The sequence below is a fragment of the Arcanobacterium sp. (ex Cirak et al. 2026) genome, from assembly GCF_053585065.1.
On record NZ_JBQJCE010000002.1, the window covers coordinates 219,296 to 231,808 of the forward strand.

The window sequence follows — 12,513 nt, forward strand, 5'->3', positions numbered from 1 at the left end:
TCACATCGGCATGTTGCCATGCTTGCGTTCATGGGCGGGGGGCGTTTTCTTTGTGGCAAGAGCTGCCAGGGAGGCCACGATGGTGGCACGAGTTTGGTCAGGATCGATGATCGCATCGATCTCTCCGCGTGCCACCGATAGCAGGGGGTTCACATTCTTTTCCGTGTACTGAGCCATCAGTGAGGCTCGCACCTGAGCTTCGTTACCGTTTTCGCGTGCGGCGGCAAGTTCGCGTCGGTGGAGAATCGATACAGCGCCGTCAGCCCCAAGCACAGCGATTTCGGCACTCGGCCACGCATAGACCATGTCACCGCCGAGAGATTTCGAACCCATCACGATCTCTGCGCCGCCATAGGCTTTGCGCAAGACGACGGTGACGAGTGGAACCGTTGCTGAGGCATAAGACCAGATCAGTTTCGCACCACGGCGGATGATCCCGGCCTGCTCTTGTTCAGTTCCTGGTCGATATCCTGGCACATCAACGAGTGTCACCACTGGGATATTGAACGCATCACAGAACTGGACGAAACGGGCTGCTTTTTCTGACGCATCGACATCGAGCGTGCCAGCATCGACCATCGGCTGGTTGGCAACGATACCGACAACTTGCCCGTCAAACGCTCCAAAACCAGTCAAAATCGAACGAGCGAATCCTTCGTGGATCTGTAAAAACTCCCCATAATCGGCCAGCTGAGCAATCACTTCACTCATGTCGTATGGCTGCTTCGACGACGCCGGCACGAGATCTGCTACTTCAGTAGAGATATCCTCCGAGACGTAGTCGTAACGCGGAGCTGGTTGCCCCGAATGTGACGGAAGGTAGGACAATAGGGCGCGCGTAAAATCAATCGCGTCAGCTTCATCGTCGGCAAGGTAATGGGCTACGCCGGAGCGGTGATTGTGAACTTCAGCGCCACCTAAATCGGCGAAACTGACTTCCTCACCTGTCGTAGCACGCACAACATCGGGCCCGGTGACGAACATATGCGAATTCGCCTTCGTCATGACAATGAAATCCGTCAGAGCTGGTGAGTAGACCGCTCCTCCGGCGCACGGACCGAGAATCAGTGAAATCTGTGGAATCACTCCAGAGGCTTCAACTGAGAGTTTGAAAATCCTCCCGTACTGTCCCAATGCCACTACGCCATCTTGAATACGTGCACCGCCTGAATCAAGCATCCCAATCACCGGAATACGCAACGAAAGCGCCGATTTCATTATGGCAAGGATCTTGTCGCCTTCAGCTTCTCCGAGCGTTCCTCCGTGCACGGAAAAATCTTGCGCGTACACGGCTACCTGGCGTCCGTCGATCCGAGCAAGGCCAGTGATAACCGCTGCTCCTGAAAAGCCATCAGCAACATTGCCACCCATGAATTGGCCGGTCTCGACAAATGATCCAGAATCAACCAACGCTGCGATACGCTCACGAGCAGTGCCTTTACCTTTGGGGTGCTGGCGAGCCATGGCCTTCTCTTCTGCCGAATCGACAAGCGACTGAAGTTGAGCCACGAATTTTGCACGGTCGGCAACACGGTCGGAGGTATCGATGGAAATTTTTTCATTCAAAAATGGCTGGGTGCTCATACTTATCCAATCTTGACCAGAATCTCACCGGCGGCCACCGTTTGGCCGTCAGAGACTGCCACGGATTCGACCACACCGTCATGAGGGGCGCGCACATAACTCTCCATTTTCATGGATTCGAGGACAACAAGCAGATCTCCTTCGGCTACCTCGTCGCCTTCGTTGACCAGCACGCGCACAACGATTGCTTGCATTGGTGATGCCACCTGACCGTTCGTTGTCTCTCCCAGAACGGCACGACGCGCAGGCGACGAGGAGCGGCGCCGACGTGGTTGAGATGGCGACTGTGCGCGAGCAGCACTCCCGAACATCGCTTGCGGAAGAGTAAGGGTGACGCGCTTACCGTCAATTTCGATTGTGAAGGTTTCGCGACGCTCGGTGGGGGCCTCGGGCATGATGTCTTGCGGAGCCGATGGATGCGATTCCATCCACTGAGGGAGGAAGGTTGACTCGAACCACCGGGTAGAGAAGTTGTTCGAGACAAATGCATCGTCGTCGAGAAGATCGCGATAGAGCTGGACACCATTTGCCACACCGTCGAGAACCAATTCAGCAAGTGCGCGCTTCGAACGCGCAATGGCTACCTCGCGCGTCGGACCGGTAACGATCAGTTTGGCGAGCATCGGGTCAAAATCGGCCGTGACGACGTCGCCCTCGCAGACTCCCGACTCGATACGAACACCATGACCGAGTGGCCACACGAGGTGACGGATCTTTCCATAGGCAGGCCGCATCCCAAGAGACGGGTTTTCAGCGTTAATGCGGAACTCAATCGAGTGCGCACGAGCCGACCCGACGTCGGCGCTCGGTTGGCCTTGAGCGATAAGGATTTGCTGTTCAACGATATCCACGCCACTGACTTCTTCGGAGACTGTGTGTTCTACCTGAAGGCGCGGATTGACCTCCATGAAATACACATGTCCGTCTTCCACCAAGAATTCACATGTTCCCACGCCCCGGTAATCAACCGATTCGAAAAGGGCGCGCGAAGCTCGCTCAAGCTCGGCAACGACGTCCTCAGACAATCCCGGAGCTGGTGCCTCCTCAATCAGTTTCTGGTTACGGCGTTGCACTGAGCAATCACGGGTGGAGACAACGGAAAATTTTCCGTCGCAATCACGCATCGACTGAGTCTCAATGTGTCGTGCTCGCTCAAGGAATTTCTCGATGAAAAACGCATCAAGATTGTGTCCGTTGACAGTGAAGAACATGTCCACATCATCAGCTGAACGAATGATACTAATGCCATGTCCTCCACCACCGTCGGCTTTCTTGATGACGACGGGGAAGCTGTCATTGGAAATAAAATTCTCGACGTCTTCACGGGAACGGATTGAATGGGAAATCCCAGGGACAGACGACACGTTGGCACGCTGTGCGATTTGGCGGGCGGAGATCTTATCGCCAAGAGCTGCCAAAACCTGTGAGGAAGGGCCAATCCAGATGATACCCGCTTCCTCAACCGCAGCCGCAAACTCCGCAACCTCTGAAAGGAAGCCATAACCTGGGTGAACGGCGTCGGCGCCTACTCGCGTAGCTAGCTCAACGAGCTTCGTAATATTCATGTACGTTTCGGACGTCGATGTGCCGCCGAGAGCGAAGGCTTCGTCGGCCATGCGAACAAAACGAGCCTCACGATCAGAATCGGAATACCCCACTGCGACCGTATGACCGAGATCGTGGGCGGTGCGGATCACTCGTTCTGCGATTTCGGATCTATTCGCCACAAAAATTTTCATCTCTGTTCCCAATCTTCAGCCGCGAACATTGACACATCCGCGGGAGTAATTGCCACTGGTCCGGAGGGCGTATCGAGTTGAAGCGAACCATCAATTCCGATGACCCGAGCATAGCCAGCGATTTTTTCGCCACCAGCAAGATTTACCGTCAGGGCATGGCCGAGGTCCGCACTGTGGTCAACGAGTTCAGCGCGCAGCAATTCATTTCGCGCTTCCCCGCCGTCAATCCATTCTGGCAACATCGCCTGCAATCGAGCAAGAATGTCTGCCAAGATACGATCAGCGCTTCCCATTGCGTGGGAGCCGAAAGCCAGGCGCATCGACGTGGCAAGCGGAGGAATGTCACCAATCCCCTGGTCAACGTTGATGCCAATACCGATCGCGCACGTGATCACACCGTCACGTACACCAAGAAGCTCGCCCAAGATGCCACCAATTTTGAAATGGCGGTGCGCATCCCTACAGGCTTCGCGGTTGATGACAATATCGTTTGGCCACTTGATCTGTGCGATCGCACTCGTACCTCCTACAGTTTGCACTGCATTGCGCGCGGCCAGCGCGACCATGAGGGTGAGCCAGCCAATCTCTGCACGATTTGCAGCAGTATCGGGAATGGTCAGCACGAGTGTCGAAAGGACCCCGCTATCAGGGCAGTCTTCCCACACACGCCCAACACGTCCGCGACCTGCAGTTTGATGCCCAGCAGACAGCACTGTAAAGGACGGGATATTGCCATCTTCGTACCATGCGCGTGCATCATCTTGGGTAGAGCCGGTCACAGGCGTGTACAACTGCGCGAGCGCCTGTTGGGACGTCAACGAGTTGTGGACACGTTCATATGCCATTGTGGCTCCTTCCTCTCACAGTGCATTTCGGTTTGAGCTGGTGCCGATCACCAAACACGAATCGGAGCACACTCCGGATTCTTCCACTCTAGCACTAACTTACCCAACCGTAAGTTAGAAGACTAGTTTTCACGAAAGCTCACCAATTCAAGGACTGTGCTCCACTTCCATCTTCTGATTTTCTTTCGCGAATAGTTATCGCCTCTCTCCTCACCATCGCCGCGCTTATGCCAGACCTTTCAGCCGCGAAAAAGCTCAAGTCACATTTGCGGATCCACAATCGAAATGGAACCTTCAAAAGATTTCGACACCCACCGCGGTACCGGCAAAAGTGATTTCACCAAGAGGAAAACCTGTGGCAACAGTCGACACCACAACAGGTAACACGCCCCTCATCCGTATCGGTGGTGTTCAGATACACCCAGAGCGCAATGGGCTAACACCACGTATTGACTAAACTCCCAAAACTCTGCGCATCCCCGCACTCCCGGGCCACCCATGCCTCTGTAGGGCAAACAACCCTTGATCACTGTAATGTTTACTGACCTCGAAAAATGGCGGGTGGGGGGGGCGCAAATATCGCCCCCCCCACCCGCTCGATGAATAACAGCATGCTCATCATCAAGTCGCCTCACGCAGTGCCTGCGCACTATTGCGCATCTGCGTCATGCACCATGATTCAGCGGCGATGCATACGGTAATACTCAATCAGTCCACGCGTGGAGAGATCTTGAGCCTTGATGGCTTCTTCATCACCGGCTACTGCACCAGTGAGTTGCTTGGCCATCGCCTTGCCGAGCTCAACACCCCACTGGTCGAATGAATCAATTCCCCACACAACGCCTTCCACGAAAGTGATGTGTTCATACAAGGCGATGAGCTGTCCAAGCACTGACGGAGTAAGCGCAGGAGCCATAATCGAGGCCGACGGCTTGTTACCCGGGAACACGCGAGCCGAAACGATTTCTTCAGCTGTGCCTTCGGCGCGAACCTCTTCGGCAGTCTTGCCAAACGCAAGAGCCTTCGTCTGAGCAAAGAAATTCCCCAAGAATAGCTCGTGCTGATCGTTATCCCCATCCTTGAGCGCGAAGGTTGGATTAGCAAAGGCAATGAAATCAGCTGGGATGAGCTGTGTACCTTGATGAATAAGCTGGTAGAAAGCGTGCTGACCGTTGGTGCCCGGCTCACCCCAGAAAACCTCACCCGTGGTCGTGGTTACTTCGCTACCATCAGCCTTGACACGCTTACCGTTCGACTCCATCGTCAGCTGCTGGAGATATGCCGGGAAGCGGTGCATGTACTGCGAATACGGAAGAACTGCATGGGTAGCAGCCCCCATGAAGTTAGTGTAGAAAACGTTGAGCAGACCCATGAGCAGCGGAACGTTACGACGAGCCGGAGCCTTTGCGAAGTGAACATCCATCATGTGGAAACCAGCGAGGAAATTACGGAAGTTCTCCGGTCCGATAGCAACCGCAAGAGACGTTCCCACGGCAGAATCAACCGAATAGCGGCCACCGACCCAATCCCAGAAGCCGAACGCATTGGCCGGATCGATACCGAACTCAGCAACCTTCTCCAGGTTCGTCGACACAGCAACGAAATGCTTGGCAACCGCACCGTCGGCGTCGATGCCCTGAGCCTTGAGGCTCTCAAGCAACCAGGTACGAGCCTGACGAGCATTAGTCAGGGTTTCCAACGTAGTGAAGGTCTTCGACGCCACAATAAACAATGTTGTTTGCGGATCCAGATCCGACACCGTCTCACCGATATCTGTTGGATCGATGTTGGAAACAAAACGGACTTCCAAGCCCGGCTTGACGTACGGACGCAGCGCTTCATACGCCATCACTGGGCCGAGATCAGACCCACCAATACCAATGTTAACCACGGTTTTGATCGGCTTGCCTGTGATGCCAACCCACTCACCGGAGCGAACCTTCTTCGCAAACGTATCGATGCGATCGAGAACCTCGTGGACATCTGCCACAACATCGCGGCCACCGACCATCAGCGAGTCCTCACGGGGACGACGAAGCGCAGTGTGGAGAACCGAACGTCCTTCCGTCACATTGATCACGTCACCGCGGTACATCGCTTCACGCTTACCATCAACATCGACCTCTTCTGCGAGCTGAAGCAAGGCATCGACGATCTCATCGGTGAGGTAGCTCTTGGTCAGATCCACATACAAATCGCCAGCAGTGAAGACAAGCTTTTCGCCGCGCTGAGGATCGTTTGCGAACCATTCACGAAAGTTCACATTGAGGCCATCGCGGAGCTGCCCGAGGCGGCTCCATGCCTGGGTTGCGGTAACGTCCAACTTTTTCTCCTTTGTGTCAGTTCCGGCCAAAATTTTAGCGCATTTGGGGCTACCCTGAACGGGCCGAACGTCCGCGAGCGTGCACGCCTCCCCCGCAGTTGAGTCTCGTTTCCTTTGACTTCCCTACTGCTGATCCGGGCCACCGAGGATATGGATCACCGATGTCCCGTCCGTCCCATTCGTCGCTCGATACTCGACCACTAAATTCTCTTTTTCGCCACTGACATCGTGAATCACGGTTGCTTCTGGCGCATAAGCGGATCCGAGCGAGTGCCATTGATCCGTACCGACAGCGCGCCACGCAAATGACACTGGCGCCACCCCGTCTTTGAGCGTTGCCGTCAGCGTCACTGTCTTTCCGTCATCGGCAGTCCTCAACATCGGCGCACCTGTGGCGACGGGAACTTTGGTTTGAGCTTTATACACCACCGCTCCCTTTTCGGGAACTTTCACATCTGCGCCTTTGTCAGATGCTGTCACCGACGTGGGCGCGTCGCCAAGCGCCCACACCTGGCTAAACTCACCACTGGTCAGAGTTGGAACAGTGACCGAAGTCGACTCAGCATTGTTCACAATAACGAGATATTCGACGCCCTCACGTGGGTCGAGCCGTGAAAATGCGTACACGCCTGCGTCGTCGAGCTGTTCAAACTGTGCCCCGTCGGAAAGGGCCCGATTCTCACGCCGCAACTGGCCTAATGTTGAAATCAGCCTATATTGTGCCGTGTCAGTAGACATGTGGGCGCCAGCACCGAAGTCGGATCCGTCAAGTAACTTTTGAGAGCGGTAACCCTCCACCTGAGTTGCAAAGAGTGGCTGGCGGGCAAGTTTGTCCTTCCCTCCGCCGACGAAACCTTGCTCATCTCCGTAATAGACCACCGGCTGTCCGCGTGTAAGGAACATCAGCGTATAGGCGAGGTTAAAGGCCTTCGGATCCTGCCCCACCATCTGAGAAGCTCGCCCCATATCGTGATTTCCCAAGAAAGTCGGTAGATCGCCCGCTGAAGAATGCGCGGTGGTGTAGAGCGCGTCATTTTTAAAAAGACTCGATAGGCGCGACGCCGGCCCTCCCTTGGCCCACGATGTCACGGCAGCTTGGAAAGCGAAGTCGAGTACCGAATTCATTTTGGTTTTGCGTGGATACGAGGCAAGAGTTGCTGGCTGGGTGTCATAAACCTCACCGAAAGAAAAGAATTTATCGCCACCGACTTTTGCGATTTTTTCCATGAACTCTTGCCAGAATTCGAAATTCACGTGTTTAACCGTGTCAATACGGAATCCATCAATTCCGAGTTTCATCCACTCGGTATAAATATCAGCCATTCCTTGAACAACTTTGGGATTCTCTGTCATCACATCATCAAGCCCACCAAAATCGCCCATCGTCGACGATTCGCCCTCGAACGTCGAATTTCCACGATTGTGATACAAGGTCACATCGTTGAGCCAATCGGGGAGTTTCTTTTCCTTCGCCTGTGGTGTGTAAGGGAAGGAACGGTTCGGATCGAGTCGAGGAAAAGTTTTACCTGCAAGTGTCGAGACGTCGATCACGTTGCCATTGGCGTCCTGATAAGGAGACTTCTGAAGAGGGACGTAGGTGGTGTCATTTTCCTTATAGGAAATAATGTCGGCTGTGTGATTAGTGATGATATCGAAGTAAACTTTCATTCCCTTCGAATGCGCAGTGTCGATGAAGTGTTTCATCTCCTCCTTTGTCCCGTAGTGAGGATCAATGGAGGTAAAGTCCTGGATCCAATACCCGTGGTAAGACGCCGTGTCACCTTGAACTGGCTTATTTTTAAACGGCGGAGTGATCCAGATTGCCGTAGTTCCAAGCCCCTTAATATAGTCCAAGTTCTTTTCAAGTCCTGCAATATCACCACCGAGATAGTACCCCATGTCAGTTGGGTCAAAGCCGGTCTGATGTTTATCGCCTGAGATACCCCCGCGATCGTTCGACGGGTCTGCGTTAGCGAATCGATCAGTCATAACGAAGTAGAACTGTTCATTTCCTGACGGGGATTGATACGGTGCAGTGGCTCGCGGAGCACCTTCACCGATATCCGCGGTGACGAGTCGGCCATTTTTAACTTCGATATGAGCAGGTGCTGCCAGGTGAACTGGGTAGCTCACGCCGTCGATGGAAATTGTTTGATCTCCCGCTGAAAGTTTCGTTCCACCAGAGCATCCCGCGAGTACACAGGTGACAGCGGCGACGACGGCGAGGGACTTCTTCATTATTCCTCCTTGAACATGCTGGTCTTATTATGACTGAGAACACGTCGCGGAGCATCTGCACCATGTCTTGAGTAGGAGGCATGTTCTTGAAAGTCGATGTTAAGCACCACAAGCTAGGCCAATCAGCACATATTCCACTTAGCTACTGACGGTAATATGGGTCACATGAGTGATATCAAAATTGGCTTTCTTACCTCTGGCGGAGATGCCCAGGGCATGAACGCCGTTGTCCGTGCCATCATCCGCACAGCCCATAGCGCAGGTGCCACCGCCTACGCCATTCATGAAGGCTGGAAGGGCGCAATTGCAGGCGGAGACTACATCCGCCCGACCACATGGAACGATGCTTCGGGCATCCTGCCTCGAGGCGGCACAGCAATTGGCACTGCACGAAGCGACGAGTTCCGCACCCGAGAGGGGCGCAAACGAGCCGTGGCAAACTTTGTTGAGCGCGGAATCGATCGTCTCGTCATCGTCGGCGGAGACGGCACACTGACAGGCGCAGACATGCTCCGAGCCGAATGGCCATCGCTTTTGGAAGAACTTGCCGAGGCCGGTGAGATTACCCGTGAACAAGCAACGGTTCACTCCAAGCTCCATATCGCAGGCGTCGTCGGCTCCATTGATAACGATCTTGTCGGTACTGATATGACAGTCGGCGCTGACTCCGCCCTGACTCGAATCATGGAAGCCTTGGACGCTATCGCTTCCACCGCCGCGTCACATCAGCGAACGTTCATTATCGAAGTGATGGGACGCCACTGTGGCTACCTGGCGCTGATGAGTGCGATTGTCGGAGGATCCGACTACGTCTTTATCCCAGAAAATCCCCCAGAGCCCGGATGGGAATTGGCCATGTGCGACAAACTCCGCCAAGGACGCGCCTCGGGACGCCGCGATTCGATCATCATCTTGGCTGAAGGCGCGATCGATCGCTCGGGTCAGCCGATCACTTCCACTCAGATTGCGCAAGCGGTCAAAGATGGCCTCGGTGAGGACGCCCGTATCACGAACCTTGGTCATGTCCAGCGCGGTGGCACACCATCGGCCTACGATCGCTGGATGTCCACTGTGTTGGGTTATACCGCCACTCTCGACATAGTCAATGCCACTGATGATGACGAACCGACAATTATCGGTACTCAGCGCAACCGTATTATCCGCCTCCCGATGATGGACGCGATCGCCTCAACGCGTAAGGTCAAGGACTACATGGCTTCGGGCGAATGGGAGAAAGCCATCGAATCACGTGGACGCGGATACGGACAGATGATCGCCCTCTTTGAAACGCTCTCCGCTCCCTCCGCCCCGAAGGTCGACGGCGAACGCAAACGCGTGGGCATTCTTCACTCAGGCGGTCTCGCTCCAGGAATGAACCCCGCCGCACGAGCAGCCGTGAAACTCGGACTATCTCGCGGCTGGGAGATGGTCGGCATCGAAGGCGGTTTTCCCGGACTGCTCGCCGGCTCCTTCCGCTCACTTGAGTGGGCCGACGTCGAAGGATGGGCAACTGAGCCGGGCGCAGAGCTTGGCACACGACGTACTATCCCCGAGTCAGACGAATACTATGCATTGGGTCGAGCCATCGAGAATGCCAAGCTAGACGCGCTTGTCATGATTGGTGGGTTCAAAGGATACAAGGCCATTTACAATATGGTCACCGAACGTACCCACTACCCCGCCTTCAATATTCCGATGATTTGTGTCCCATCATCTATCGACAACAATCTCCCCGGGTCAGAATTGTCCATCGGAGCGGACACGGCACTGAACGTAAATGCAAAAACGATCGATGCCATTAAAGCCTCGGCTTCGGCTTCACAACGCGCCTTCGTCGTCGAAACAATGGGCCGCCAATGCGGCTACCTTGCTTTGATGAGTGCCATCACCACAGGTGCCGAGCAGGTGTATCTGGCAGAGCAAGGGATCACGCTCGCTCGCCTCGCCGACGACGCAGCGCGGATGGTGCGCTCGTTCAGCGAGGGACGCCACCTGTACCTGTCGATCAGGAATGAGTCAGCCTCGGAGTATTACACCACTGATTTCCTTCGCCGGACATTCGAGGAAGAAGGTGGTGGCCTCTTCGACGTCCGCTCACACATCATCGGACATACACAACAAGGTGGACGGCCTTCACCGTTTGATCGTACCTTGGCAGTTCGCCTTGTCGATCGTGCTTTAGCGGTTCTGGACGAGCAACTTCAGCAAGGAAAAACTGGCGCTTTCCACGTCGGGCATCTTGATGGACAAATGACTGCGTTGCCCATTACTCATATGCCTGAGCTGATTGATATGGACTCACGATTGCCGTACGAGCAGTGGTGGATGGGACTGACCTGCATTGCCGCAGCAATGGCAGATGCCCACTATGATCAACCGTTGACAAACCTTTCAGTTGTCCTCCATGATGCATAAAAATGAGACGGGCTGGAACAGTGCATTCCAGCCCGTCTCATTACCGAACCATATTACTCAGCAATCTCCGTTTCGTCTGCCAGCGGCTGCGGGATAACTGTAATTCGATCGATTCGGCGTCCGTCCATCAAGGCCACCTGAAGCAGAAGCGATCCGAGCATCACCTCATCCCCCTTCTGAGGCATTCGGCCAAGCTCATCAACGATATAGCCAGCAAGAGTATCAAACGGCCCATCTGGAAGCTCACGTTCAAGAACCTTTTCAACATCGGCACGTGAGAGCAATCCGGAGACCTCACCGCCGGACTCGGCAGAATAATCAATATCGGCTTCAGAATCGTATTCGTCCTGGATTTCTCCCACAAACTCCTCAACGACGTCTTCAAGAGTGATGATCCCATCAGTTCCGCCATATTCGTCAATCACGATGGCGAGGTGCGAATTTTGGGCGCGCATTTCAGTCAACGCAGCCAAAACAGGTTTACCTTCGGGGAAAAACTGAACAAGACGGACAATATCTCGCACACGCTTCACCTGTGGTTCAGGGACAAGGAGATCACGAATATGGATGAAGCCGATCACTTCATCGTCATTTTGATTATCTCGTACCGGGTACCGGGAGTGATCGAGTTCGTTGACCATCAGCTGTGCTTCATCAATCGGCAAGTCTGCATCGATGAAATCAACTTCTGTCCGTGGAGTCATGATCTCTTCAACGGTTCGTTCCCCCACTGACAGCAGATCAACAACCATGTCTCGTTCCGTTGCTGGAATTGCCTCGTAACCAGCCACATAAGAACGCAATTCCTCAGCGTCCATTTCTTCACGTTTGTTTTCCGGATCGCGTCCCATCAGGCGCAGAACAACATTGACGGATAGGCCGAGAAACCAAATCACTGGAGAAAGCAGCGCGGTGATCGCGGTGAGCGGGTAAGCCACAAGTTTTGAGAATGTTTCTGCGCTCTGCATCGCCAGGCGTTTCGGCACAAGTTCACCGAGGATAATCGAAATATAGGAGATCACGATGGTCACAACGATAAACGCTGCCGTTGCCGCGCCACTTTCTCCCATTCCCCAGCCGACGAAGACAGGGGAAATTTCCGGAGCAATAGTGGAGGCTCCGAATGAGGCCGAGAAAAATCCCGCAAGGGTGACGCCTACCTGGACTGCTGAGAGAAACCGATTCGAATCGTCGGTCAGCTTTTTGATTTTGACACCAGATTTTGATGTCAGAGCCATCGACTCAATCTGCGTATCTCGTAGGGTGACAAGAGCCATTTCTGACGCAGAGAACATCGCCCCAATGAGTGTGAACAACAGGACGAACAAAATGTTGACGACGAGCGAACTCAACATATTCCTTTCTCACA

7 protein-coding genes are annotated in these 12,513 nt (G+C 54.2%); 1 reads left to right on the forward strand and 6 read right to left on the reverse strand.

Going from position 1 to position 12,513, the window contains the following annotated elements; all coding sequences use genetic code 11:
• The 5 genes from ACTOVJ_RS02180 to ACTOVJ_RS02200 all read right to left on the reverse strand — a co-directional run bounded on the left by ACTOVJ_RS02180 (window position 1) and on the right by ACTOVJ_RS02200 (window position 8,729).
• Window positions 1-1,584 carry an acyl-CoA carboxylase subunit beta gene (locus ACTOVJ_RS02180; protein WP_449501183.1) on the reverse strand — a complete coding sequence of 528 codons (1,584 nt, stop codon included), beginning with the start codon at window positions 1,582-1,584 and terminating at the stop codon, window positions 1-3.
• Between the two features lie 2 nt (window positions 1,585-1,586).
• Window positions 1,587-3,323 carry an ATP-binding protein gene (locus ACTOVJ_RS02185; protein ID WP_449503884.1) on the reverse strand — a complete coding sequence of 579 codons (1,737 nt, stop codon included), beginning with the start codon at window positions 3,321-3,323 and terminating at the stop codon, window positions 1,587-1,589.
• On the reverse strand, window positions 3,320-4,168 hold the full coding sequence (locus tag ACTOVJ_RS02190) for a biotin--[acetyl-CoA-carboxylase] ligase (protein WP_449501185.1): 849 nt from the start codon (window positions 4,166-4,168) through the stop codon (window positions 3,320-3,322). The genes ACTOVJ_RS02185 and ACTOVJ_RS02190 overlap by 4 nt, the downstream gene beginning before the upstream one ends.
• A gap of 679 nt (window positions 4,169-4,847) precedes the next feature.
• Window positions 4,848-6,491 carry a glucose-6-phosphate isomerase gene (gene pgi / locus ACTOVJ_RS02195; protein ID WP_449502618.1) on the reverse strand — a complete coding sequence of 548 codons (1,644 nt, stop codon included), beginning with the start codon at window positions 6,489-6,491 and terminating at the stop codon, window positions 4,848-4,850.
• Window positions 6,492-6,614: 123 nt separating this feature from the next.
• Window positions 6,615-8,729: an alpha-amylase family glycosyl hydrolase gene (locus ACTOVJ_RS02200; protein WP_449503883.1), complete on the reverse strand. Its 2,115-nt coding sequence runs from the start codon at window positions 8,727-8,729 to the stop codon at window positions 6,615-6,617.
• A 165-nt stretch (window positions 8,730-8,894) separates the two neighbouring features.
• On the opposite strand from ACTOVJ_RS02200, the gene ACTOVJ_RS02205 reads away from it, so the two are divergent.
• Complete coding sequence (locus tag ACTOVJ_RS02205; protein ID WP_449503882.1) at window positions 8,895-11,144, forward strand: 6-phosphofructokinase; 2,250 nt, start codon at window positions 8,895-8,897, stop codon at window positions 11,142-11,144.
• Window positions 11,145-11,197: 53 nt separating this feature from the next.
• Here ACTOVJ_RS02205 and ACTOVJ_RS02210 read toward each other — a convergent pair whose 3' ends face one another.
• Window positions 11,198-12,496, reverse strand: coding sequence for a hemolysin family protein (locus ACTOVJ_RS02210; RefSeq protein WP_449502615.1), 1,299 nt, complete (start codon window positions 12,494-12,496; stop codon window positions 11,198-11,200).
• Window positions 12,497-12,513: the final 17 nt, after the last annotated feature.

Bases quoted from the DNA above. Each gene is read 5' to 3' on its own strand.
- ACTOVJ_RS02180 (WP_449501183.1), bottom strand. From the start codon at position 1,584: ATGAGCACCCAGCCATTTTTGAATGAAAAAATTTCCATCGATACCTCC.
- ACTOVJ_RS02185 (WP_449503884.1), bottom strand. From the start codon at position 3,323: ATGAAAATTTTTGTGGCGAATAGATCCGAAATCGCAGAACGAGTGATC.
- ACTOVJ_RS02190 (WP_449501185.1), bottom strand. From the start codon at position 4,168: ATGGCATATGAACGTGTCCACAACTCGTTGACGTCCCAACAGGCGCTC.
- ACTOVJ_RS02200 (WP_449503883.1), bottom strand. From the start codon at position 8,729: ATGAAGAAGTCCCTCGCCGTCGTCGCCGCTGTCACCTGTGTACTCGCG.
- ACTOVJ_RS02205 (WP_449503882.1), top strand. From the start codon at position 8,895: ATGAGTGATATCAAAATTGGCTTTCTTACCTCTGGCGGAGATGCCCAG.